Source organism: Erwinia sp. QL-Z3, from assembly GCF_004551645.1.
Lineage (GTDB): Bacteria > Pseudomonadota > Gammaproteobacteria > Enterobacterales > Enterobacteriaceae > Erwinia > Erwinia billingiae.
Map to the genome: position 1 here is coordinate 762,475 of NZ_CP037950.1, position 24,145 is coordinate 786,619.

19 protein-coding genes and 1 tRNA gene are annotated in these 24,145 nt (G+C 55.6%); 13 read left to right on the forward strand and 7 right to left on the reverse strand.

Features of this window, described 5'->3' with window-relative positions; translation table 11 throughout:
* The first annotated feature begins 408 nt into the window (after window positions 1-408).
* Both E2F51_RS04105 and E2F51_RS04110 read left to right on the forward strand, forming a co-directional pair.
* The gene (locus tag E2F51_RS04105) at window positions 409-1,119 is read left to right on the forward strand and encodes a hypothetical protein (RefSeq protein ID WP_134822833.1); all 711 of its coding nucleotides are present in this window, start codon (window positions 409-411) and stop codon (window positions 1,117-1,119) included.
* The gene (locus E2F51_RS04110; RefSeq protein WP_134822834.1) at window positions 1,116-1,367 is read left to right on the forward strand and encodes an ogr/Delta-like zinc finger family protein; all 252 of its coding nucleotides are present in this window, start codon (window positions 1,116-1,118) and stop codon (window positions 1,365-1,367) included. The genes E2F51_RS04105 and E2F51_RS04110 overlap by 4 nt, the downstream gene beginning before the upstream one ends.
* Before the next feature lie 316 nt (window positions 1,368-1,683).
* Here E2F51_RS04110 and E2F51_RS04115 read toward each other — a convergent pair whose 3' ends face one another.
* Together E2F51_RS04115 and E2F51_RS04120 are read right to left on the reverse strand one after the other, a co-directional pair.
* On the reverse strand, window positions 1,684-2,940 hold the full coding sequence (locus E2F51_RS04115) for an integrase arm-type DNA-binding domain-containing protein (protein WP_134822835.1): 1,257 nt from the start codon (window positions 2,938-2,940) through the stop codon (window positions 1,684-1,686).
* A 164-nt stretch (window positions 2,941-3,104) separates the two neighbouring features.
* Window positions 3,105-3,189: transfer RNA gene (locus tag E2F51_RS04120), tRNA-Leu, on the reverse strand.
* A 432-nt stretch (window positions 3,190-3,621) separates the two neighbouring features.
* Between E2F51_RS04120 and E2F51_RS04125 the strand changes: the two genes are divergently transcribed.
* Window positions 3,622-4,134, forward strand: coding sequence for a DUF2501 domain-containing protein (locus tag E2F51_RS04125; protein ID WP_013203975.1), 513 nt, complete (start codon window positions 3,622-3,624; stop codon window positions 4,132-4,134).
* 61 nt (window positions 4,135-4,195) lie between these two features.
* On the opposite strand, the gene E2F51_RS04130 is transcribed toward E2F51_RS04125, so the two are convergent.
* A complete protein-coding gene (locus E2F51_RS04130; protein ID WP_225309802.1) occupies window positions 4,196-4,816 on the reverse strand; it encodes a LysE family translocator in 621 nt (206 codons plus the stop codon).
* 147 nt (window positions 4,817-4,963) lie between these two features.
* Here E2F51_RS04130 and E2F51_RS04135 point away from each other — a divergent pair, with 147 nt between their 5' ends.
* From E2F51_RS04135 to E2F51_RS04145, 3 genes are all read left to right on the forward strand, one after another.
* Window positions 4,964-6,466, forward strand: a complete 1,503-nt coding sequence (locus E2F51_RS04135) for a helicase HerA-like C-terminal domain-containing protein (RefSeq protein WP_134822836.1) — start codon at window positions 4,964-4,966, stop codon at window positions 6,464-6,466.
* Window positions 6,467-6,521: 55 nt separating this feature from the next.
* A complete protein-coding gene (locus E2F51_RS04140) occupies window positions 6,522-7,817 on the forward strand; it encodes a DUF445 domain-containing protein (protein ID WP_134822837.1) in 1,296 nt (431 codons plus the stop codon).
* A gap of 320 nt (window positions 7,818-8,137) precedes the next feature.
* Window positions 8,138-12,427 carry a S6 family peptidase gene (locus E2F51_RS04145; RefSeq protein ID WP_134822838.1) on the forward strand — a complete coding sequence of 1,430 codons (4,290 nt, stop codon included), beginning with the start codon at window positions 8,138-8,140 and terminating at the stop codon, window positions 12,425-12,427.
* Between the two features lie 80 nt (window positions 12,428-12,507).
* On the opposite strand, the gene lptG is transcribed toward E2F51_RS04145, so the two are convergent.
* Both lptG and lptF read right to left on the reverse strand, forming a co-directional pair.
* A complete protein-coding gene (gene lptG, locus E2F51_RS04150) occupies window positions 12,508-13,584 on the reverse strand; it encodes an LPS export ABC transporter permease LptG (protein ID WP_013203979.1) in 1,077 nt (358 codons plus the stop codon).
* Window positions 13,584-14,684, reverse strand: coding sequence for an LPS export ABC transporter permease LptF (gene lptF, locus E2F51_RS04155; RefSeq protein WP_134822839.1), 1,101 nt, complete (start codon window positions 14,682-14,684; stop codon window positions 13,584-13,586). Before lptF ends, lptG begins: the two co-directional genes overlap by 1 nt.
* A gap of 290 nt (window positions 14,685-14,974) precedes the next feature.
* On the opposite strand from lptF, the gene pepA reads away from it, so the two are divergent.
* The 4 genes from pepA to E2F51_RS04175 all read left to right on the forward strand — a co-directional run bounded on the left by pepA (window position 14,975) and on the right by E2F51_RS04175 (window position 20,400).
* The gene (gene pepA, locus E2F51_RS04160; RefSeq protein WP_013203981.1) at window positions 14,975-16,486 is read left to right on the forward strand and encodes a leucyl aminopeptidase; all 1,512 of its coding nucleotides are present in this window, start codon (window positions 14,975-14,977) and stop codon (window positions 16,484-16,486) included.
* Window positions 16,487-16,492: 6 nt separating this feature from the next.
* Window positions 16,493-16,951: a DNA polymerase III subunit chi gene (locus E2F51_RS04165; RefSeq protein ID WP_013203982.1), complete on the forward strand. Its 459-nt coding sequence runs from the start codon at window positions 16,493-16,495 to the stop codon at window positions 16,949-16,951.
* A 5-nt stretch (window positions 16,952-16,956) separates the two neighbouring features.
* Window positions 16,957-19,812, forward strand: a complete 2,856-nt coding sequence (locus tag E2F51_RS04170) for a valine--tRNA ligase (RefSeq protein WP_134822840.1) — start codon at window positions 16,957-16,959, stop codon at window positions 19,810-19,812.
* 84 nt (window positions 19,813-19,896) lie between these two features.
* Entirely contained in the window at window positions 19,897-20,400 is a 504-nt protein-coding gene (locus E2F51_RS04175; protein WP_013203984.1) for a GNAT family N-acetyltransferase, read from the forward strand.
* Window positions 20,401-20,461: 61 nt separating this feature from the next.
* On the opposite strand, the gene miaE is transcribed toward E2F51_RS04175, so the two are convergent.
* Both miaE and rraB read right to left on the reverse strand, forming a co-directional pair.
* On the reverse strand, window positions 20,462-21,226 hold the full coding sequence (gene miaE / locus E2F51_RS04180) for a tRNA isopentenyl-2-thiomethyl-A-37 hydroxylase MiaE (RefSeq protein WP_013203985.1): 765 nt from the start codon (window positions 21,224-21,226) through the stop codon (window positions 20,462-20,464).
* 127 nt (window positions 21,227-21,353) lie between these two features.
* Window positions 21,354-21,773: a ribonuclease E inhibitor RraB gene (gene rraB, locus E2F51_RS04185; protein WP_013203986.1), complete on the reverse strand. Its 420-nt coding sequence runs from the start codon at window positions 21,771-21,773 to the stop codon at window positions 21,354-21,356.
* A gap of 159 nt (window positions 21,774-21,932) precedes the next feature.
* Between rraB and argF the strand changes: the two genes are divergently transcribed.
* The 3 genes from argF (at window position 21,933) to pyrB (ending at window position 24,135) form a co-directional block, all read left to right on the forward strand.
* A complete protein-coding gene (gene argF / locus E2F51_RS04190) occupies window positions 21,933-22,943 on the forward strand; it encodes an ornithine carbamoyltransferase (RefSeq protein WP_106381990.1) in 1,011 nt (336 codons plus the stop codon).
* Between the two features lie 91 nt (window positions 22,944-23,034).
* Window positions 23,035-23,187: a hypothetical protein gene (locus E2F51_RS23790; RefSeq protein WP_167738382.1), complete on the forward strand. Its 153-nt coding sequence runs from the start codon at window positions 23,035-23,037 to the stop codon at window positions 23,185-23,187.
* Between the two features lie 12 nt (window positions 23,188-23,199).
* Entirely contained in the window at window positions 23,200-24,135 is a 936-nt protein-coding gene (pyrB, locus tag E2F51_RS04195) for an aspartate carbamoyltransferase (RefSeq protein ID WP_013203989.1), read from the forward strand.
* The last annotated feature ends 10 nt before the right edge of the window (window positions 24,136-24,145 follow it).

Consider the following 24,145-nt stretch of genomic DNA (forward strand, 5'->3'; position numbering starts at 1 on the left):
GCCGCCGTCCGGTGAAAAATGAGCAAAATCTTGTTCTGTTCTACCCTGTTTGCCAATGTATGCCAAAGAGTGCCATTTATGAAAAATTAACCGAAAATACAGATTCATTAATAGCTAAAAACTTTGAAAAAAAGCTCGCCAGAAAAAGGCTGGTAAAAAAAAGGTGAATAGTGGTGAACACCCGGTGAACAGTTATATCTGAAGTGTTCACCCCTTTAGTTACTGTATTTATTATCTTTATTCTTAAGGTGAAGAGTAGTGAACAGTTTTACATAAAACTAAAAGCTCAGTGGGGGTATCAGGCCAATATGTAGCCGTGTTTGCTGAGCGACAGGCAGGCAGCAATGAAATGATTTGTCCGGTGGTGAACGACAGAATAGCGACAACCTTTACAGAGAGAGAAAAGCTATGAGCACCCCGGAAAAGAGCGGCACCCTGGCAGCCTTTGAGCAGGCCCGAACCGCACACCTTGAGAAGATGAAAGAGTACAACGCTATCTGCGCCGACATTACCCGCTGCACGAAAGAGCGTGAAGCGGCCATTGAGGCAGGAAAGGAAGCCGAAACGAACTGGCGCATGCGCTTTCGCACCCTGCGCGGCAACCTGACCGAAGAGCTGAAGGCGGAACACAGCCAGCGCATTGCCAGCCGTGAACTGGCCGACGAGTTTACCGGCCTGATTGAAGAGCTGGAGATTGATAAGCAGGTTGCAATGATTGGCGGCTGCAATACCGGCCTGTCGTACATCAATTCACACCGGGCAGCCTTTAATGAGTTTGCTGATGCGACCTGGCAGTCGGCGCTGCGCAACGTCAGTCCGTCGCTGCTGTGGGCCATCCGCCTGCGCCTACAGCGTGAGAAGGTCAATCCCCGTGACGACGACTCGCGTAGCGATGTGCAGATCGTGGCGGAGCTGATTGGTAATGCGCTGACCCGTGCGGCGGCGGCACTGCCCGAGAAGGCGCTGACGGAAGCCCCCGTACTGGAAAATATCGGCCTGTGGCGTCCGGCGCTGACCGGCGGGGATATGAAGCTGTATCAAAGTCCCATGAGCAGGCAAAGACTGTCTGAAACGCTGGAGGAAAGACGCGAACGCCTCAAAGAGGGCAATGCCAAATGATGCACTGTCCGTACTGCAAAAGCCCGGCGCATGCCAAATCAAGCCGGTATATGTCCGAACAGGTTAAGGAGCGCTATCACCAGTGCACTAATCTCGACTGCTCGTGCTCATTCAAGACCAGCGAGAGCATCACGAAGGTAATCACCTCGCCGCCGCAGCCCGAACCGGCCCCCGCAGTCACCCTGGAGCCGGTAAAAGAACGCCAGACTATCGGGCGCTACGGTTCATCCTTCCGCACCCTGCATTAACCACAACTGCCGCTGAAAACAGCGGCTTTATTGTTTGCGTATTTCGTCCTTTCAACGCCCTTTTTCTGGCCAGCCGGTTTGTAAAGAGCGATGCATGCATAAGGTGCATGGATTTGCATGCAGAACGCAGAACTACAGATACCCCTTCAGCCTACGCCCGGCCCGGCTTTGCCCGGTTCATGCAGCTGCATAAAAAACGATGCACAAAGCGGGCAGGCGAGGCGGGGGTAGCATTGCGCGCTGAGGGGAAAAGCAATAAAGCTTAGTGCCAGACACGCTTTTGTTTTGGAGTGACTAAATTGCGTCTAGTAATGCCTCACTTACGTTTTGCATAATCGTAAGGAGAGATGTAATCACCACTATTCGCATAAAGAAAATCTGCCCACCATTGCACCATCAATCTGCGTTCATCCAGATGCTCAGAAGTGTGAATGTAAGCAGCGCGCACATTGTTACGTTCGGAGTGACTCAACTGCCGCTCAATCGCGTCATCACTCCATAAGCCTGACTCACCCAGCGCGCCTCGTGCCATTGTCCTGAAGCCATGCCCGCAGACCTCGGTCTTCGTGTCATATCCCATAGCACGCAGGGCATTGTTAACCGTGTTTTCGCTCATGACTTTTTTAGGATCGTGATCGCCGGGGAAAAGTCTCTCGTTGTCACCGCTTAATTGCTTCAACTTTTCCAGGAGGGCTAAAACCTGACGACTTAGCGGTACAAGATGCTCCTCTTTCATCTTCATACCACGGTGGGAGTAGCGGACTCCTTTAATCTCTTTGCGTTGTGCAGGAACACGCCACAAGGCCCGTTCAAAATCAAACTCATCCCACCGGGCAAAGCGCAGCTCACTGGAGCGAACAAAAGTCAGTAATGAAAGCTCGACGGCTATACGCGTCATGATACGCCCACGGTATGCGGCAAGGCGCTCAAGAAATTCAGGAAAACGGCTGAAGGGTAATGCGGGGTAATGACGAGCCTTGACAGTAGAAAGTGCACCGGCCATATCAACAGCTGGATTAGACTCAATGTAATCATTCTGCACGGCATAGCGCATTATTGCCGTAACACGCTGCTGAAGGCGCTGAGCGACATCATGCCTGCCACTTGCATCAACGGCCTTAATGGGTGCTAACAGCTGGCTGGTTTTCAGCTTACGAACGTCTGCCAAACCAATATGAGGAAAAATATATAGTTCGAGGTAGCGCAGGATCCGTGAACGATGGTCATCACTCCAGCGCTTGTTACTGGCATGCCATTCGCGGGCGATCGTTTCAAAAGTGTAGGCCCCTGCATTTTCAGCCTGGGATTCTTTCTGCTCAGCTTTGGGATCAATCCCCTGCCCTAACATCTTTTTAGCTTCGTCACGCTTAGCACGTGCCTCAGCAAGCGTGACTGTCGGCCAGACTCCAAAGGCAAGCCGGTCTTCTTTTTTATCGGCTGGCCGTCGGTACTTCATACGCCAGTACTTTGATCCTTTGGTCGTGACCTCAAGATACAAACCGCCACCATCAGCCATTTTATAGGTTTTTTCTTTAGGCTTTGCAGTGTCGACCTGGCGGGCATTCAGCTTCATTTTGGGGGCACATTTCTTATCGAAGTGGGGATGCCCCCAATTATGCCCCCAGCGGGGTCTGGATTGCAACGGATGTGCTCGGACGATGCCGGATGATAAAATCATCCTACGCAATGATTTTTAAGGTTTTTTTGGACTTCCCCGGACGGGGATGGACAGGATACTGGTGCCGAAGGCCGGAATCGAACCGGCACGCCTCGCGGCGGTTGATTTTGAATCAACTGCGTCTACCGATTTCGCCACTTCGGCACTGAAGGGTATGCGGAAAACGTTGGGGATTATACCGTTACCGACTCTGCACGCAACTACTATCCGCCCTGTTGTGATGCAAGTGCTGAAAAAATCAGCGGCCAGGCATAAAAACCCTTCGGTACGTCGCTCTAACTGAGCCTTCACATCAAAAATCAAAAATCACCAAATTCCCCACCTTCCCATCGTGTCCCTTTTCCATCGAGGCAGTTAGTCCCCCCTTCAACTCTGTACCCCCTTCAGCCACTCTGTGAACAACCCACTAGTACCAACCTGCCCCGGCCCTTCCCTTAGGACTAATCTCAAAGGCCAGCACCAAAAGCTTTCCCCCCTCACAATGCGGAACTCCCCCGCAATCCGGCAGTCCCAAAGGGGAGATACGGTGTGACGCCCGAAGGGCGTCGCGCTGGAAAACATACTAAAAGGTCTATTATGAAATTTTCTAAGATGGTTTTGGCAGTAACGGTTTCGACTTCCTTGTTCGCAGGCGTGGCTTCTGCAGCCAGCTGGCAGGATCAGCTGAGCAGCGCGGCGTCTACGCTCAGCCAGAACTCAAATTCTTCCACTGCGGCGTCCGGCACCACGCCTCAGCCTGCGGGAACGTCGCTTAGCTCGCTGACCAGCCTGTTGGGCGGCGGCAATCAGGCGCTCAGCTCCAGCACCATGACCAATGCCACTGGCGTGCTGCAATACTGCGTGAAGAACAATCTGGTGGATAACAACGTCAGCTCGGTGAAAGACCAGCTGATGGGCAAACTGGGTCTGACCGACACAGCGAAGCAGCAGGAAACCACCGATTACAAACAGGGCCTGATGGGTCTACTGAACACCGGCAACAATCAGCAGGTGAACCTCAGCAGCCTGGGCGATACCGCGATGGGCAAGAAGGTGAAAACCAAAGCCTGTGACCTGGTACTGAAGCAGGGCAAACAGTTCATCTCTTAAAACGGCGAGGCTGTCCCCTCACCGTCCTTCCCGGAGCCGCCATTGCGCGGCTCTTTTTTTGCTATTTTACGATTAGCTTGATGCCGAGCAGGGCCATCACGCTGCCGCCCAGCCGGTCAAACGTCGCCTTGTATCGAAGATAAGTATTACGTGGGCCGCTTGAGGAGAGTGCGTAAGCCACAAAGGCATACCACAAGCCATCGACCAGCATGGAAACAATCGGCAATGCCACATACATCATTGGCGTGATGTGCGCGGGCAACAGCGCGGCGAAGATACCGGCGAAGACCACCGCTGTTTTCGGGTTACTGATCTGAGTAATAAAGGCATGTAAAAACGCTTTACCGAAACTTTTCCCTGAATTGGCTCCGCCTTCCACATGCAAAGGCTCATGTGCGCCCCGGAACATCTTCACCGCCATCCACAGCAGATATACGCCGCCACCCGTCTTCAACGCCACCCACAACCAGGGTACTGCTGCCAGCAGCGTATGCAGGCCCATCAGCGCAATCAGAGAAATGATAACCGAGCCAACGCCCATGCCCAACGCAGCGCCCATTCCGGCCCGACGGGAAGAGGCGACTGCCGTACGCGCAACCAATATAAAGCTCGGACCCGGACTCATTGCGCCCAAAGCCAACGCGCCGCCAATAGTGACCACCGATAGAATTGCTGTATCCACGTTGTTGCCTCCTGATAAGTTTCCCAATACAACATAACCATGCGCGCTGAAAAAGGACAGTGCCCCTCTCGCTTCGCTGCGTGTCGGCCTGCTACGCTTAGTGTATGACTTCACCCACTTCTTTCGCTTACTTCAGGAACCATACCGATGACTGAACCGTTGCTGATTGCTAAAACCACCGACCTGTCGCTGAGCCTGTTGCCTGGCATGGCCAACCGCCACGGGCTGATTACCGGCGCAACCGGCACCGGGAAAACCGTCACCCTGCAAAAGCTGGCGGAAAGCTTCTCTGCCATCGGCGTGCCGGTATTTATGGCCGATGTGAAGGGCGATCTGACCGGGATAGCGAAAGAAGGCACGGCCTCCGAGAAGCTGTTAGCTCGCCTGGCGAAGATTGGCGTGACCGACTGGTCGCCGCAGGGCAATCCGGTGGTGCTGTGGGATATCTTCGGCGAGAAAGGCCATCCGATTCGCGCCACGGTCTCCGATCTCGGCCCGTTGCTGTTGGCGCGTCTGTTGGAGCTGAATGAAGTCCAGAGTGGCGTGCTGCAGATTATCTTCCGCGTGGCAGACGATCAGGGTCTGCTGCTGCTTGACTTTAAAGACCTGCGGGCGATGACCCAGTACATCGGCGATAACGCCAAAGCATTCCAGACGCAGTACGGCAATATCAACAGCGCGTCGGTGGGGGCAATCCAGCGCGGGCTGCTGTCGCTGGAGCAACAGGGTGCCGAGTACTTTTTCGGGGAGCCGATGCTCGACATCAAAGACTGGATGCGCACCGACAGCAGCGGCAAAGGGGTGATCAATATCCTCTCGGCAGAGAAGCTCTATCAGATGCCGAAACTCTACGCCACCAGCCTGCTGTGGATGCTTTCAGAGCTGTATGAGCAACTGCCGGAAGCCGGCGATCAAGAGAAGCCGAAACTGGTGTTCTTCTTCGATGAAGCCCATCTGCTGTTCAGCGATGCGCCGCAGGTGCTGCTGGATAAGATTGAGCAGGTGATACGTTTAATCCGGTCCAAAGCCGTGGGCGTCTATTTTGTCTCGCAGAATCCGGCGGATATCCCGGATACGGTGCTCGGGCAGCTCGGCAACCGTGTTCAGCACGCACTCAGGGCGTTTACGCCGAAGGATCAGAAGGCGGTTAAAGTGGCCGCGCAGACCATGCGTGCCAACCCGGCGTTCGATACCGTCGCCGCCATTCAGGAACTCGGCACCGGCGAGGCGTTAATCTCTTTCCTGGATGAGAAAGGCAGCCCGTCAATGGTCGAGCGCGCGTCAGTGATCGCGCCCTTCTCAAGAATGGGACCGGTCACCGACGATGAGCGCAACGGCCTGATCAATCACTCTCCGCTCTCCGGCAAATACGAAGAAGCGGTTGATCGCGAATCGGCCTACGAGATGCTGAGCAAAGGCGTGCAGGCCGCCAGCGACAAAGCCAACGCGCCGCCGGCCAAAGGGCAAAAGGTCGAGGTCGATGACGGCATCCTCGGCGGCTTGAAGGATATCCTGTTCGGCAGCACCGGCCCGCGCGGCGGCAAGCGAGATGGCGTGGTGCAAAGCGTCACCAAAAGCGCCGCGCGCCAGATTACCAATCAGATCATCCGTGGCGTGCTCGGCAGCATTATGGGCGGCCGTAAACGCTAAGCGACTGGAGTGAGGCCAGGCCGTCAACACACCATAAATTGTAAGATAAGGGTCAATGGACAAAGAACTCGAACTCACCAGAGCTAAACGTACGCCGTTGCTGCTGTTATGCGGCGCGGCAGGGGTCTTTATCGGCACCGTGCTTTACCCGCTGTGGTTTCCGAATAATCAATGGGTCGGTGCGCTGAAGGCCATTTCTGAAGCGTCGATGGTCGGTGGACTGGCCGACTGGTTTGCGGTTAGCGCGCTGTTCAGCCGCGTGCCGATCCCGCTGGTTGGACGTCATACCGCCATCATCCCGCGCAATAAGGACCGCATCGCCGATAACCTCGCGCTGTTTGTGCAGGACAAATTCCTTAACACCACCTCGCTGCTGACGCTGATACGTCGTCACGATCCGGCGCAGATGATTGCCAACTGGCTGAGCAGCCCGGAGAACGCGGCACGGCTGGGCGGCTATCTGCTGAAGATCGTGAGAGGCTTCCTCGATCTGGCCGATGACCAGCGCATTCAGGCATTTATGCGTCGGGCGATTCATAAAGCGATCGATAAGGTCGATTTGTCGCAGTCGGCGGCGATGGTGCTGGAAAGTCTGACCAAGAATAACCGTCACCAGACGCTGCTGGACGATGCCATCGCGCAGCTGCTGCATCTGGTGAATAAGCCGGGCACCCACGAATTTATCGCCCAGCAGGTGATGCGTTATCTCAAGCGCGAGCATCCACTGAAAGAGAAGATGCTGCCGACCGAATGGGTTGGCGATAAAAGTGCGGAGATGGCCGCCAATGCGGTGCGATCGATTCTCAACGATATCGAGCAGGATGGCGCGCACGAAATCCGTCAGGGCTTTAACCGCGCGGTGCAACGGCTGATCGAGCGGCTGCGCAACGATCCGGAAATGCAGCTGAAAGCTGAAGAGATTAAAGAATACCTGAAGCAGGATGACGCGCTGAATACCTATATCAGCCAGCTGTGGGGCGATCTGCGGAACTGGCTGAAAGCGGATCTGGATAAGGAAGATTCTGTGCTGCACAGCAAAGTCAGCGCCGCCGGACAGTGGCTGGGGGAAACCCTGATGCAGGATGCCAACTTACGCGCCTCGCTCAACCAGCATATGGAAGAGGCTGCGACCAGCGCTGCACCAGAGTTTTCGGCGTTCTTAAGCCGCCATATCAGCGACACGGTGAAAAGCTGGGATGCGAAGGATATGTCGCATCAGGTTGAGCTGAATATCGGCAAGGATCTACAGCGCATTCGCATTAACGGCACGGTGGTGGGTGGCGTGATTGGGCTGATCCTGTGGGGACTCTCGCAGGTTCCCGCCCTGCTCGCCTGGGCACAACTCACATAGCCGTCGAATAATAAGATTATTCCTGTCAGCATCCCCGATAATAACATTCCCTTCCCACAAGGGAATATTATTATTTTTAAGCGTATTTTAATAAAATCCTCATACTTTTCTGAGCGAAAATTTAACACCCTCCTAATAAGATATCTCATCATTACTGCGGGTATTCAGACGGTTGAATACTATCGCAGATCAATCATTATTCATTAGTGCGTTTACAATCCAATTATTATCATTTTTAATACCCGATTAATGTGTTCGTAAATTGTTTAAAAAATAAGGCGAGATAACTCATTGCTAATGCGCAATGCAAAATAAAATAAATGCGAAGGAATATTATCGTGAGAAAAAGGACCGCTGCGTGTTACTGCACACTGTTCGCGTGCGTAACGTCTTATGCAGGCATCATGAGACAGGATGTTGATCTCCAAGACTATCGTGATTTTGGCGAAAACCTCGGCAAGTATGCTGTGGGCAATACCGACGTTAATGTCTACACCACCGATGGCCTGCTTGCGGGGACGTTGAATTTCCCTATGCCAGATTTTGGGGTCTCCGCTTCCCAGGGTTACGCGACATTAATTTCCCCTTCCTATGTGGCCGGCGTACAACATAACGGTGGCTATAAAACGGTAAGTTTTGGTAATGGTGCCAAATACGGCGCCAGCTATAAATTAATTAACCGTAATGAAATGAGCTCGCTGGATTTTCATGTCCCACGCTTAAACAAAGTGGTGACGGATACCGCGACAATTCCCTATGTCACCGGCACAGAATTAACAGATACCAGCCGCTACACCTGGTACGTCCGTGTCGGTACCGGCGTCCAGAAACAGGTCGATGCCGACACTCAAACCGTCGTTAAGTTGGCCGATGCGTACACTTACCGCACCGGCGGCACGATTCTTAATCCCAGCTTCTCCAGCGATTCTCTCTCCTGGACCACCTATGCGCCGACGGATGCCCGCGTCACGCCGCTGGATATTGGTGCGCAGACTGGCGACAGCGGCAGTCCGGTGCTGGTTTATGACAACGTTGAGAAAATCTGGAAACTCGCCGCCGTCACCGCAACGATATCAGGCCGCTATCCCTACGGCCTGAACACCAATTCAATCTATATCCAGGATGCGTTTGTTCAACAAATCATCGCCAACAATACCGATGCGGATGTTACCGACAGCAGTGCAGATGGCACGCTGCACTGGGGCTCAGATAGCATCACCCAGGGAAGCAACAGCTGGTCATGGCATGGTGTCGACGCCGCGTTACCCGCCAACGCCACAAACGAGGAGCTGGATGCGTCCAAAGATCTGCGCTTTAACGGTGACGGCGGCACGCTGGTGCTGGATCAGGCGGTCAACCTCGGCGCAGGAAAGCTGCAATTTTCCAGTGACTACTTCGTTAAATCGGCCGATGGCGCAAACAGCAGTTGGGTTGGCGGCGGTGTTGAGGTTGATACCGGTAAAACCGTGCGCTGGCAGGTTAACGGGCTGGCCGGTGATGCCCTGCATAAAATTGGTGCAGGTACGCTGTACGTCAATGCCAGCGGGAGCAATGGCGGCAGCCTGAATACCGGCGACGGTACGGTGGTGCTCGATCAACAGGCGGACGCAGAGGGCAACAAGCAGGCGTTCTCCTCGGTGACCCTCGTCAGCGGACGCCCGACGGTGATTCTGAAGGATGCCGATCAGGTGGCGGCAGATAATATCTTCTTCGGTTATCGCGGCGGCACGCTCGACCTTAACGGCAACAGCCTGACGTTCAAAAACATCAATCATACCGACAGCGGTGCCACGGTGGTGAACCATCATTCCGCCAGCCCGGCCTCGATCACTCTGACCGGTTACAGCCGTGATGACGTGCCTTTTTACCGGTTCAACGGAAGCAATCACACCGGAACCATCGGGTCGCTCTATGTTTACAACAACCCTTACACCAAAGACACCGAATATTTCCAGCTTAACAAGACGTCCTACTGGTATTTCCCGACCGATAAAACCAGCACCGATACCTGGATCTATTTAGGTACCGATGGCGACGCCCTGATCGAAAGCCGGCTGTTACAGATGAACCAGATGGTTTTTCGCGGCTTTCTGGGTGGCGGTGGCGACCAGCAAGGCGAGTTGAACGTCAATGTCAGTGTACCCGGCTCCTCTGCCGTAACCGCGTTCACTGGCGGCATGGATCTGAAGGGAAATCTGAACGTCTCGCAGGGTACCGTCCTGCTCTCGGGCCAGCCGGTTCCTCATGCGGCCGGCCTGGTGGTTAATGACGACTGGACAACCTCCCGCTTCAGCGCCGACCTTATTTCCGTTAGCAAAGACAGCACGTTGCAGGTCGGCGAGTATGCCCAGGTTGAGGCGAATATCGCTGCGGACGACTCATCTAAAGTAATGCTGGGCTATAACGCCAGCTCATCTGAGGCGGACCGTGTCTGGCGCTGTTATGCGGTGATCAATGCCGACATCTCCACCTGCAGCCAGCCACTGCGCAGCGCGACTGAACTGGCTGCGCTGGCTGCCAGCACCGTCACTGGCGATATCACGCTGGGCGAAAACAGCCTGCTGACGCTCGGTAAAGTGAACTATCAGGGAACGATTGCGGCGGCCACCAGCAGCAATATGACTATGGACAGCGGCGCGTTCTGGCAGTTGAGCGGCAACAGCCGCATTGGGTCTTTGAAAGCCGCCTCCGGCTCCACTATTTCTCTGCTGGCTGCGGATGGCGTGGCCTGGTCGCCAACCCTCTTTAATCTGGCATCGCTGGATGCCAACGGGCTGACGATTAGCCTCGCGGCTTCGCCTGCCACCGAGCAGGGCGACAAAGTGACCATTGAGGATGCCGCAACGGGCAGTAATAACATTCTGGATATCAGCGTGCTGGCCGATTCGGCAGAACCGGTGAGGTTGTTGAATGACATTGTGTTGCTGGATGCCCCAGCCGGCACGGCGCATGATTACTTTACCGTTCCCTCAGTTGCCCGCGGCTTCAGCCTGTATACACCGGACTATCAGGTGGTCGACAAAGATAACCGCGTGCAATGGATGCTGGCGCATAACGCCGTGGCAGAGCCGGAAGGGGTTGATGAGGTTGAAACACCGGTTGAACCTGAAGTGCCTGTGGTTCCGGTAGCTCCGGTTGAACCTGTAACACCAGTGATTCCAGTTGAACCTGAAACGCCTGCTGAATCTGAAACGCCAGTGGTTCCGGTAACTCCGGTTGAACCTGAAACACCAGTGGTGCCGGTAACACCAGCGGAACCTGAAACGCCTGCTGAACCTGAAACACCAGTGGTTCCGATAACTCCGGTTGAACCTGAAACGCCAGTCAATCCGGTAACACCTTCAGAACCTGAAACCTCGGTTGAACCTGACGTACCAGCAGAAGCCGAAACACCGGCAGAATCTGAAGCGCCTGCTGAACCTGAAACACCAGTGGTTCCTGAAACCCCAGCCGAACCTGAAGCATCTGCGGATCCCGCAACACCTTCAGAACCTGAAGCATCTGCGGACCCCGTAACACCTTCAGAACCTGAAACCTCGGTTGAACCTGACGCACCATCTGAAGCCGAAACACCGGCAGAACCTGAAGCGCCAGTGGTTCCTGAAACCCCAGCCGAACCTGAAGCGTCTGCTGATGCAGAAACCCCAGAAGAAGCGGCTGAACCCGAAGCACCTGCCGACCCGACTCCCGGCAAGCCTGCCAGCTGGTTTACCGTCGAGGATAACAAGCCGTTGATCCGCGATACCCGTGCGTTGCTGGCTTCCCGCCAGTATGTCTACAGCGAAGCAATAAGCCAGCTGCATGGACGCGCCTCGCTGCTGCGCAATGCGCCGCAAAAAAGCGGTGAATGGGTGTCGATTGAGCAGAACAAGGGCAGCTTCGAAGGATTCATGGTGAATCAGCAGTCTCTGAACCTCGGCTGGGACAGCGTGCTGGGGCAGACGATGTTCGGATTTAATGCCGGCTACACCCAAGGCACCACCAAGGGTAACGGGCAGGAAACTCACCGAATGGCGAGCGTGGGCGCTGACTACTCCTGGTCGTCTCCGGCTGGCTGGTTTGTTGATGCCGCGGTGCGCTATATGCACCTCAGTCAGGATCTGACCTTCGATCCGGTGCTGGATATTCACCACGGTAAAGCGAGAAGCCATATCCTGGCCGGCAGCGTTAAAAGCGGCTATCAGTTCACTGCCGAGCGCGGCTCGCTGTTTATCTCGCCGTATGTAGGCCTGAGTGGCGGCAGCCTGTCTGGCTTCAGCCTGAAGAGCGACAGTGCGCAGGTTAGCCTCAGCGCCAGCACGCCTTATATCGCTACCGCCGGGCTGGAAGTGAAGAAGCGTGGCCTGTGGAAGACGAATCCGGATGTGATGTTAACGGCGGGGGTTGAATATCAGTATTCGCCGGGCAAAGCCGGTTCCAGCCTGACGCTGTCAGACAGCCAGCAGCAACGCAAATTCGGCGCGTTATCGGATAACCGCTACCGTGTGCATATGGGTGCCGAAGGCAAGATTGCCGATAACTGGTCGCTGGAAGGGAAAGCCAGAAGCAGCATGGGTGGCACCTTCCGCACCGACTACAGCGGCATCGCAGGCATCAATTACCACTTCTGATCGCTTCTGTAAAAACAAAGACCCCGCCAGTTGGCGGGATCTTTTTGCTGTCAGGTCAGCTTTTAACAACCGGGCTGCGGTTATCGCCGCTTCAGCAACATATAGACGCTGATCGCGAAGAACGCACCGCTTGGCAACAGGGCGCCCATAATCGGCGGAATGTTGTAAACCAGGCTTAGCGGACCGAAAATCTGGTCAAGCACGTAGAAGATAAAGCCGAAGCTGATCCCGGTGACTACGCGCATCCCCATCGATACGCTGCGCAGCGGACCAAAGATAAACGACAGCGCCATCAGCATCATCACCGCCACCGACAACGGCTGGAAGATTTTACTCCACATATTCAGCTGATAACGGCTGGACACCTGGCCACTCTGCTTCAGGTACTTCACGTAGTTGTAGAGGCCGCTGATCGACAGCGCATCCGGATCCAGCGCCACCACGCCCAGCTTGTCAGGCGTTAAGGTGGTTTTCCATTCGCCGCTCAGCGTCTGGCTACCGGTCACCTGTTTTGGATCGGTCAGATTCGACTGATCCACTTCCGCCAGGTCCCAACGTTTTTTATCCACGTTGTACTTGGCCGACGCCGCATAACGCACGGTCTCCAGACGACGCTCTTTGTTGAAGCTGTAGATGCTGATGCCGCTGAGTTCGCTGTTATCTTTGATCTGTTCGATAAAGATAAAGTTATCGCCATCTTTCGCCCACAGACCATTTTGCGTCGACAGCAACGAGCCGCCCACCAGCTGTTGAGCACGGTAGTTACGCGCCATCTGCTCGCCCTGCGGCGCAACAAACTCGCCGATGGCCATGGTCAACAGCACCAGCGGAATGGCGGTTTTCATTACCGAGGCGGCAATCTGCATACGGGTGAAGCCCGACGCCTGCATCACCACCAGCTCACTGCGCTGCGCCAGCGTGCCCAGTCCCAACAACGCGCCTAACAGCGCCGCCATCGGGAAGAAGATTTCGATATCTTTCGGCACGCTCAGCACGGTGTACAAACCGGCACCCAGCGCGGTGTATTCGCCCTGGCCCGTTTTGCGCAGCTGATCGACAAACTTGATGATGCCGGACAGCGACACCAGCATAAACAGCGTTGCCATGATGGTGTTGAAGATGGTTTTACCGATATATCTGTCGAGTACGCCAAACATCAGTAGGCTCCTCCCTTGCTAAAGCGGGCACGGAAACGCCGCATCGGCACCGTATCCCACACGTTAAGCAACACGGCCAGCCCCAGATAAGACAGGTTCACCACCCACCTCCACAAGGCCGGATCGAGGCGGGCCTTTTGTCCGCTGGAGCGCAGGGAGCTCTGCAGCAGGAAGAAGATTAGGTACAGCAGCATGGCAGGCAGCATCGACAGCACGCGGCCCTGACGTGGGTTGACCACGCTGAGCGGCACCACCATCAGCGCCATCACCAGCACCGAGAACACCAGCGTCAGACGCCAGTGGAACTCGCTTCTGAACTCCGGCTTGTCGGACTGTGCAAGGGTTTTGAAATCCATCTGCTCGGCATCGTTCGGATCCAGCACCACGTCCTGGTGCCCCACGATCGCCTGATAGTTCTCGAAATCCGTAATGCGGAAGTCGCGCAGCATCGCCGTGCCCTCAAAGCGCGTGCCCTTATCAAGGGTCACAATCTGAGAACCGTCCGGCCCCTGGGTCATATGGCCTTTATCCGCCAGCACCACCGACGGACGCGCGTTGCCTTTCGGCCGCAGCTGCGCCAGGAACACGTTGCCAAAGTTGTTGCCCTTAACGTTCTCAATGAACATCACCGACTGACCATCTCCAGACTGCTGGAACTGGCCCGCCGCCAGCGCAGCAGCGCCAGGGTTAGCTTTAGCATTTTGTGTCACTTCGCTTTGATAGCGCGAAGACCAGGGCCCGAGCCAGGCAACGTTGACCGCCGCAACAATGGCGGTGAACAGCATCAGCACCATCGCTGCCTTCACCAGTACGGCTTTACTCAAGCCGCAGGCGTGCATCACCGTGATTTCGCTTTCGGTGTATAACCGGCCAAGCGTCATCAAAATGGCTAAAAACAGGCTCAGTGGCAGGATAAGCTGCGCCATTTCGGGCACGCCAAGGCCTAATAATGTCAGGACTAAATTTGTTGGGATCTCACCGTCCACCGCTGCACCTAAAATCCTGACTAACTTCTGACAAAAGAAGATCAGTAGCAGGATGAAGAGGATAGCCAGCTGGCTTTTGAGTGTTTCCCTTACCAGATATCTAATGATGATCACGCTGAGTACGCCTGTGAAAACTTGTCTTTTTGCAGGAAAATCGCTAGTTTCATCGCTTATACGCCATTTTTTCTCATCAATGGCCTCCGTCATAGCTAAACTAGTATGACAACAATCGCGTTCTGGTGATGCAAAAAAATGATGTAACCCAAAATAATTGGGACTAATCATCACCAAAACTAAATCTGACGCCCGTTACTTTAACGGCGTAATGCCTGGCACCGAGCTTGACGAAAGCGCTACATTCTAGCCGCAGCAAGCGCCGTTGTCTTTAAGATTCAGGAGAGTGCATGGAGTTCAGTGTAAAAAGCGGTAGCCCGGAAAAACAACGCAGTGCCTGTATCGTGGTTGGCGTGTTTGAACCGCGCAGGTTGTCACCGATTGCTGAACAGCTGGATAAAATCAGTGATGGCTACATCAGTGCTCTGCTCCGCCGTGGCGAACTGGAAGGCAAAGTCGGTCAGACTTTGTTGCTGCATCATGTGCCGAATATTCTCTCTGAGCGCATTTTACTGATTGGCTGCGGCAAAGAGCGCGAGCTCGATGAACGTCAGTACAAGCAGGTTATTCAGAAAACAATCAACACCCTGAACGATACCGGCTCAATGGAAGCGGTGTGCTTCCTGACCGAGCTGCACGTTAAGGGCCGCAATACCTACTGGAAAGTGCGTCAGGCGATTGAAACCTCGAAAGAGACGCTTTACAGCTTCGATCAGCTGAAAAGCAATAAAACCGAACCGCGTCGTCCGCTGCGTAAGATGGTGTTCAACGTGCCAACGCGCCGTGAACTGACCAGCGGCGAACGCGCCATTCAGCACGGTCTGGCCGTCGCGGCTGGCGTGAAAGCGGCAAAAGACCTCGGCAATATGCCACCGAACATCTGTAACGCGGCTTACCTGGCGTCCCAGGCGCGTCAGCTCGCGGATGCCTACAGCAAAAACATCACTACGCGCGTTATTGGCGAGCAGCAGATGAAAGAGCTGGGCATGAACGCCTATCTGGCCGTGGGCCAGGGCTCGCAGAATGAATCGCTGATGTCGGTCATTGAGTACAAAGGCAACCCGGATCCGGACAGCAAGCCTATCGTGCTGGTCGGTAAAGGCGTGACCTTTGACTCCGGCGGTATCTCGCTCAAGCCTGGCGAAGCCATGGATGAGATGAAGTACGACATGTGCGGCGCGGCGTCGGTGTATGGCGTGATGCGGATGGTGGCCGAGCTGAATCTGCCGCTGAACGTGGTCGGCGTGCTGGCCGGCTGTGAGAACATGCCGGGTGGCCGGGCTTACCGTCCTGGCGACGTGCTGACCACCATGTCCGGTCAGACCGTTGAAGTGCTTAACACCGATGCTGAAGGCCGTCTGGTGCTGTGCGATGCGCTGACCTACGTCGAACGTTTCGATCCCGACGTGGTAATTGATATCGCCACCCTGACCGGTGCCTGCGTGATTGCGCTGGGCCACCACGTCAGCGGTCTGCTGTCGAACCACAATCCGCTGGCGCACGAGCTGATCGGCGCGTCCGAACAGGCGGGTGACCGCGCGTGGCGTCTGCCGATGGCCGACGAATATCAGGAGCAGCTGGACTCCAACTTTGCTGATATGGCAAACATTGGTGGCCGTCCTGGCGGCGCGATTACCGCAGCCTGCTTCCTGGCGCGCTTTGCCCGTAAATACAACTGGGCGCACCTGGACATCGCCGGAACCGCATGGCGCTCCGGTAAAGCCAAAGGCGCAACCGGACGTCCGGTTGCCCTGCTCTCTCAGTTCCTGCTTAACCGCGCAGGCCTGAACGGCGACGATTAAAATCTGATGAAAAACGCAACCTTCTATCTGCTGGAAACCGACACCCCGGTTGACGGGATCAGCGCCCTTGAGGCGCTGGTCTGCGATATAGCAGAAGCGCGCTGGCGCGAGGGAAAACGCGTGTTGGTTGCCTGCGAGGATGAAGCGCAGGCCATCCGGCTGGACGAAGCCTTATGGCAACGTCCAGCCAGCGCCTTTGTGCCGCACAATCTGGCGGGCGAAGGGCCAAAATACGGTGCACCGGTCGAACTCGCCTGGCCGCAACGTCGGGGAAATTCTCCGCGTGACCTGCTGATCAGCCTGCTGCCGCACTTTGCAGATTTTGCCACCGCTTTCCATGAAGTGGTAGACTTCGTCCCTTATGAAGAATCTTTGAAACAGCTGGCGCGCGACCGCTATAAAGCGTATCGCAGCGTTGGATTCCACTTGAATACGGCAACGCCGCCCGTGCCGCCAACGACATAGTAGAAATGGAAAAGACATATAACCCGCAAGATATCGAACAGCCGCTTTACGAGCACTGGGAACAGCAGGGCTACTTTAAACCTCATGGCGATACCCGCCAGGAGAGCTTCTGCATCATGATCCCGCCGCCGAACGTCACCGGTAGCTTGCATATGGGTCACGCGTTCCAGCAAACCATCATGGATACCATGATCCGCTACCAGCGCATGCAGGGTAAAAATACCCTGTGGCAGGCAGGTACGGACCATGCCGGTATCGCCACGCAGATGGTTGTCGAGCGCAAAATCGCCGCTGAAGAAGGCAAAACGCGCAAAGACTACGGTCGCGATGCGTTCATCGAAAAAATCTGGGAATGGAAAGCAGAATCAGGCGGCACCATCACCCGCCAGATGCGCCGCCTGGGTAACTCTGTGGACTGGGAGCGTGAGCGCTTCACCATGGACGATGGCCTGTCTGACGCGGTAAAAGAAGTGTTCGTGCGCCTGTACAAAGAGAACCTGATTTACCGTGGCAAGCGCCTGGTCAACTGGGATCCAAAACTGCGCACCGCAATTTCTGACCTGGAAGTGGAAAACCGCGAGTCGAAAGGCTCGATGTGGCATATCCGCTATCCGCTGGCCGACGGCGCGAAAACCGCCGATGGCAAAGATTACCTGGTGGTTGCCACCACCCGTCCTGAGACGGTGCTGGGCGACACCGGCGTTGCCGTTAACCCGGAAGATCCGCGCTACAAAGATCTGATCGGCAAATTTATCGTGCTGCCGTTTGTAAATCGTCGCATCCCCATCGTTGGCGATGAGCATGCGGACATGGAAAAAGGCACCGGCTGCGTGAAAATCACCCCGGCGCACGACTTCAATGACTATGAAGTTGGCCGTCGTCACCAGTTGCCGATGATCAACATCCTGACCTTTGATGGCGATATCCGTGAGCTGGCGCAGGTGTATGACTGCAACGGCGAAGAATCTGACGTTTACAGCGCGGCTATCCCGGCAGAATTCCAGAACCTGGAACGTTTCGCGGCGCGTAAAGCGATCGTTGCTGCGGTCGACGCGCTGGGCCTGCTGGAAGAGGTGAAGCCTCACGATCTGACCGTGCCTTACGGCGACCGTGGCGGCGTAGTTATCGAACCGATGCTGACCGATCAGTGGTACGTGCGTACTGCACCGCTGGCGAAAGTCGCGGTTGAAGCGGTTGAGCAAGGCGATATCCAGTTCGTGCCTAAGCAGTACGAAAACATGTACTTCTCGTGGCTGCGCGATATTCAGGACTGGTGTATTTCCCGTCAGCTGTGGTGGGGTCACCGTATCCCGGCCTGGTATGATGCGGAAGGCAACGTCTACGTCGGTCGCACCGAAGAAGAAGTGCGTAGCGAAAACAGCCTGGGTGCCGAAGTGGCGCTGAACCAGGATGAAGACGTGCTGGACACCTGGTTCTCTTCCGGCCTGTGGACCTTCTCCACCCTTGGCTGGCCTGAGAACACCGAAGCGCTGCGCACCTTCCACCCGACCAGCGTGCTGGTTAGCGGCTTCGACATCATCTTCTTCTGGATCGCCCGCATGATCATGCTGACCATGCACTTCATCAAAGATGAAGATGGCAAGCCGCAGGTTCCGTTTAAGACGGTCTATATGACCGGCCTGATCCGTGACGACGAAGGCCAGAAGATGTCCAAGTCGAAAGGCAACGTCATCGATCCGCTGGATATGGTTGACGGCATTTCGCTGGAAGACCTGCTGGAGAAACGTACCGGCAACATGATGCAGCCGCAGCTGGCCGAGAAAATCCGCAAGCGCACCGAGAAGCAGTTCCCGAACGGCATTGAGCCTCACGGCACCGATGCCCTGCGTTTCACCCTGGCGGCACTGGCCTCAACCGGCCGTGACATCAACTGGGATATGAAGCGCCTGGAAGGCTACCGCAACTTCTGTAACAAGCTGTGGAACGCCAGCCGCTTTGTGCTGATGAACACCGAAGATCAGGATTGTGGCTTCAACGGCGGCGAAATGGAGCTGTCTCTGGCCGATCGCTGGATCATCGCTGAATTCAACCAGACGGTGAAAGCTTACCGCGACGCGCTGGATAACTATCGCTTCGATATCGCCGCCAACATTCTGTATGAATTCACCTGGAACCAGTTCTGTGACTGGTACCTGGAGCTGGCGAAACCGGTAATGACCGGCGGAACGGAAGTCCAGTTGCGCGGTACGCGTAATACGCTGGTGAACGTGCTGGAAGCGTTGCTGCGCCTGGCGCACCCAATCATTCCGTTTATCACTGAAACCATCTGGCAGCGCGTGAAAGTGCTGAAAAACATCAGCGACGACACCATCATGTTGCAGCCGATGCCCGCTTTCGATACCGCGAAGGTTGATGAAGCCGCACTGAACGACACCGAGTGGCTGAAGCAGGCTATCGTTGCCATCCGTAATATTCGGGCGGAAATGAACCTGTCTCCTTCTAAAAAGCTCGATGTACTGCTGCGTGGCGCAAGCCCGGCTGTGGTGCAGCGCGTTACCGACAACCACAGCTTCCTGAAAACGCTGGCACGTCTGGACAGCATCACCTGTCTGGCCGCCGATGACAAAGGGCCGGTGTCGGTCACCAAGATCATCGACGGTGCCGAGCTGCTGATCCCAATGGCTGACCTGGTCGACAAGACCGCTGAGCTGGAGCGTCTGGCGAAGGAAGTCACCAAGCTGGATGTGGAAATCGGTAAGATTGAGAGCAAACTGTCGAATGAAGGTTTTGTGTCCCGCGCCCCTGAAGCCGTTGTGGCAAAAGAGCGTGAGCGCATTGCCGACTTTGAACAGGCTAAAGCGAAACTGATTGAACAGCAGGCGGTGATTGCCGCACTGTAAAGTGCAACGGGCGTCCAGCCCGTTGCCCACCGATCAGAGCCGGGCTTGCCCGGCTTTTTTGGCATGGTTAAACGAGTGAGTCTTATGACAACTGCAACGCAGCTCAATTTACACGTGCGTCCCATCACGCTGGACGATAACCCGCAGATTGCGCAGGTCATCCGCGATGTCTCCGCCGAGTTTGGCCTGACGGCCGATAAAGGCTTCACCGTGGCGGACCCGAACCTCGACCATCTCTTTGAGCTCTACAGCGAGCCTGACAGCGCCTACTGGGTAATTGAGCTGGAAGGTAAGATTGTTGGCGGCGGTGGCGTAGCGCCGCTGCAGTGCAGCGAGGAAGGGGTTTGCGAACTGCAGAAGATGTACTTTATGCCTGCGGTGCGCGGTTTGGGGCTGGCACGCGAGCTGGCGATGCAGGCGATGGACTTTGCGCGCGAGCGCGGCTTCAAACGTTGCTACCTTGAAACCACCGCTTCACTGACGCGTGCCGTGCGTCTGTATGAGCATCTGGGCTTTGAACATATCCCAGGCCCGATGGGCTGCACCGGCCACGTTGACTGCGAAGTCACCATGCTAAAAACGCTGTGATCTGAACCGGACGGAACTCCCCTTCCGTCCTGATCCCTTCCTGACTCAACTTTCTCTTCGGCTAGCCGAAATCCGGCAATCCACTGTGGAATCGCAGCTGGCTGTCCGGTTCCTGGATCAACTTCGCTTCCGTCTCGCCAATGATCTGCACGCGCGCACTGATATCGGTTTTCGATATCTCGGCTGCCAGCGCCAGATAATCCTGATAGTGCCGGGCTTCTGAGCGCAATAACGACACGTAAAACGACGCCAGCTCGTCATCCAGATGCGGCGCCAGGCTGGCGAACCGTTCGCAGGAACGCGCTTCAATGTAGGCACCACAAATCAGCTTATCCACCAGCGTCTGCGGTTCATGATTGGTGATTTCCCGCAGCAGGCCTTTGGCATAGCGGCTGGCGGTGATTTTCACATAGGGAATATTGCGCGCCTGCATGATCTCCAGCACCTGATAAAAGTGGTGCAGCTCCTCTTTGATCAGCAGCACCATTTTATCCACCAGCACATCGCCATATTTCGCGTCGACGCGGCTGATCACCGTCTTCGATAAGGTTTTATGCTGCTCGAGAAACGCCAGGTCAGCGTTCTCGCAATGGACAAACTGCTCCCATGGCTTCAGCCAGGCCAGCAGCGCATCGCCGCTCTCTTTGTCCGCGACATATCGGCGGATCAGCCACATGGCGGTCTGCGCCGCTTTCAGTTCGCACACCAGATGGTCGGTGAGCAGCAGCGGCAGGTTCTCCGGCTTACGGGCCTGCTCAATCCATGCCTGCGGCGTGCGGCAATGCAAAAAAGCGTGAATGGGAGCAAGGAGGTGTTCAGTGTTCATGCGGGTCCGAAAAGTGGTGAAGGTGAACCGGCGTTCCCTTCATAAAAGTCGATGGCAGCGCAATTCTGCCCGGTCAGAAATAAACAGGCCCGGAGCAATGTCCGGGCCTGGTAACGCTTAAGCTGAATCAGTGACGGATGCCGTCATCTTCTTCATCGGCTTCGTCGCCTTCTTCATCTTCGTCCTGCGCATCAGGATCTTCGAAGTAGGTGCCCCAGCCATCGTAATCAACGTTGAACTTCGCCGCCAGATCGACCAGCTGTTCAACCTGCGTATCAATCAGTTCGGCATTCAGCGCGCCTTCGCTCAGAATATCGCAGCACATCACTTTGCTGCCATCTTCCAGTTCCAGCTCTTCTGGCTCGGTCACTTCGTAACCCAGCTTAAAGGCTTCAACCGCCGCTTTTTCCAGCGCGTCAAAACTGTCGCAAGAGAGGTGGTGTTCGATGGTGTAAAGCGCGTCCGGGTCGCTGCCATCGTCTAACAGCTCTTCAATAATCAGCCGCGTTTCTTCACGCTGCTCTTCCAGCAAGGCTTCATTTGCCATGATCCGTTCCTCTGTGTGTGGCATCTATAATGAGTATTTTCCCACAGTGCCGTTCCCGCCACTACCTTTAAACAAAAGTTTCTGCACGCCGGGGTTGAAAATGCATATTCATACGGTTAAATTGAATTTTAATTCAATAATTGTCACCTGGAGTGCTTTATGAGTCATTTATATAAACGCCATTTTCTCAGGCTGCTGGATTTTACCCCCGCTGAACTGACCGGATTACTGGCGCTGGCGTCCACGCTGAAAACCGATAAGAAAAATGGCGAGGAAATTCAGCACCTGAAAGGCAAAAATATTGCGCTCATCTTCGAAAAAGACTCGACCCGTACACGATGCTCTTTCGAAGTTGCCGCTTACGATCAGGGCGCAAACGTCACCTACCTCGGCCCGAGTGGCAGCCAGATCGGCCATAAAGAATCGATGAAAGACACGGCGCGCGTGCTGGGCCGGATGTATGACGGTATTCAGTATCGCGGTCACGGCCAGGCGCTGGTCGAGTCGCTGGCGGAACATGCCGGCGTGCCGGTGTGGAACGGCCTGACCAACGAGTTCCACCCGACCCAGCTGCTGGCAGACCTGCTGACCATGGAAGAGCACCTGCCGGAGAAAGCCTTCAGCCAGATGGCCCTCGCCTATGTCGGCGACGCGCATAACAATATGGGCAATACCCTGATGGAAGCCGCCGCGCTGGTCGGGCTGGATTTGCGTCTGGTGGCACCAAAAGGCTGCTGGCCGGATGAGGCGCTGGTCGCCGAGTGCCGTAAGGCGGCAGAGAAAACCGGCGGCAAAATCACCCTGACCGAAGATATTGCGGAAGGCGTGAACGGCGCAGATTTCATCTACACTGATGTCTGGGTGTCGATGGGCGAACCGAAAGAAGTGTGGCAGGAACGTATCGCGCTGCTGCGCAAATACCAGGTCAACAATGAGATGCTGGCGCTGACCGGCAACCCAAAAGTGAAGTTCCTGCACTGCCTGCCAGCTTTCCACGACGACCAGACCACGCTGGGCCAGCAGATGGCCGAGCAATACAATCTGCAGGGCGGCATGGAAGTGACCAACGACGTGTTTGAATCCGCGCACAGCGTGGTGTTCGATCAGGCGGAAAACCGTCTGCACACCATTAAGGCGGTGATGGTCGCGACGCTGGCAAAACTGCATTAAGTTGCAAGGGGCAAACGGTTTCGGCGCTGTGGTTTTTGCTTGCCGCAGCGTGCCGATTGCGTATAATGCCCCCCGTTTGCCGGGAGGAAGCATGAAACTGAGTCGCGTTAACATTGCTGGACTGACAAGCCTGAACCCAGGCTGGCAGCGCCGTTTTTCCTTCCATGGCACCACCGATCATAAAAAGAAGCCCCTCATTGAGGGGCTTTTTTTTGCCCGTTTTTCAGCTAACCGGCACGCGTAAAGGAGAGAGATAATGGCAAACCCGTTGTTTCACAAGCATATCATTTCAATTAACGACCTCAATCGTGAAGAGCTGGAGCTGGTGCTGCACACCGCCGCCAGCCTGAAGGCCACGCCGCAGCCGGAACTGCTGAAGCATATCGTGGTAGCGAGCTGCTTCTTTGAAGCCTCCACCCGTACGCGCCTCTCCTTCGAGACCGCCATGCACCGCCTGGGCGCGTCGGTGGTCGGCTTCGCCGATGGCAGCAACACCTCACTGGGCAAGAAAGGCGAAACCCTCGCCGACACCATTTCGGTGATTGGCACCTACGTCGATGCGATTGTGATGCGCCATCCGCAGGAAGGTGCCGCGCGCCTGGCAACGGAATTCTCCAACGGGGTGCCGATCCTGAATGCCGGTGACGGCGCAAATCAGCACCCGACGCAGACCCTGCTGGACCTGTTCACCATTCAGGAAACCCAGGGCCGTCTGAACAACCTGAAGGTGGCAATGGTCGGCGATCTGAAATATGGCCGTACCGTGCACTCACTGGCACAGGCGCTGGCGAAGTTCGACGGCAACCGTTTCTACTTTATCGCCCCGGATGCGCTGGCGATGCCGGCTTACATCACCGATGTGCTGGACGAAAAAGGCATTGTCTGGAGCCGCCACGACAGCATTGAAGAAGTGGTGCCGCAGGTCGACATTCTGTATATGACCCGCGTGCAGAAAGAGCGTCTGGACCCGTCCGAATACGCCAACGTCAAAGCGCAGTTTGTACTGCGTGCGGCTGACCTCGCCGGTGCCCGCGACAATATGAAAGTGCTGCACCCGCTGCCGCGCATCGACGAGATCACCACCGATGTCGACAAAACGCCGTATGCCTGGTACTTCCAGCAGGCGGGAAATGGCATCTATGCACGGCAGGCGCTTCTGGCGCTGGTGCTGAGTAGCGAACTGGCTCTGTAAGGGGAATTGA

Coding starts and splice junctions, on each gene's coding strand:
- E2F51_RS04125 (WP_013203975.1), top strand. CDS start 3,622: ATGAAATTTTCTAAGATGGTTTTGGCAGTAACGGTTTCGACTTCCTTG.
- argF (WP_106381990.1), top strand. CDS start 21,933: ATGAGTCATTTATATAAACGCCATTTTCTCAGGCTGCTGGATTTTACC.
- pyrB (WP_013203989.1), top strand. CDS start 23,200: ATGGCAAACCCGTTGTTTCACAAGCATATCATTTCAATTAACGACCTC.
- E2F51_RS04175 (WP_013203984.1), top strand. CDS start 19,897: ATGACAACTGCAACGCAGCTCAATTTACACGTGCGTCCCATCACGCTG.
- E2F51_RS04135 (WP_134822836.1), top strand. CDS start 4,964: ATGACTGAACCGTTGCTGATTGCTAAAACCACCGACCTGTCGCTGAGC.
- E2F51_RS04170 (WP_134822840.1), top strand. CDS start 16,957: ATGGAAAAGACATATAACCCGCAAGATATCGAACAGCCGCTTTACGAG.
- E2F51_RS04115 (WP_134822835.1), bottom strand. CDS start 2,940: ATGAAGCTGAATGCCCGCCAGGTCGACACTGCAAAGCCTAAAGAAAAA.
- E2F51_RS04105 (WP_134822833.1), top strand. CDS start 409: ATGAGCACCCCGGAAAAGAGCGGCACCCTGGCAGCCTTTGAGCAGGCC.
- E2F51_RS04145 (WP_134822838.1), top strand. CDS start 8,138: ATGCGAAGGAATATTATCGTGAGAAAAAGGACCGCTGCGTGTTACTGC.
- E2F51_RS04165 (WP_013203982.1), top strand. CDS start 16,493: ATGAAAAACGCAACCTTCTATCTGCTGGAAACCGACACCCCGGTTGAC.
- pepA (WP_013203981.1), top strand. CDS start 14,975: ATGGAGTTCAGTGTAAAAAGCGGTAGCCCGGAAAAACAACGCAGTGCC.
- E2F51_RS04110 (WP_134822834.1), top strand. CDS start 1,116: ATGATGCACTGTCCGTACTGCAAAAGCCCGGCGCATGCCAAATCAAGC.
- E2F51_RS23790 (WP_167738382.1), top strand. CDS start 23,035: ATGAAACTGAGTCGCGTTAACATTGCTGGACTGACAAGCCTGAACCCA.
- E2F51_RS04140 (WP_134822837.1), top strand. CDS start 6,522: ATGGACAAAGAACTCGAACTCACCAGAGCTAAACGTACGCCGTTGCTG.
- miaE (WP_013203985.1), bottom strand. CDS start 21,226: ATGAACACTGAACACCTCCTTGCTCCCATTCACGCTTTTTTGCATTGC.
- lptG (WP_013203979.1), bottom strand. CDS start 13,584: ATGTTTGGCGTACTCGACAGATATATCGGTAAAACCATCTTCAACACC.
- rraB (WP_013203986.1), bottom strand. CDS start 21,773: ATGGCAAATGAAGCCTTGCTGGAAGAGCAGCGTGAAGAAACGCGGCTG.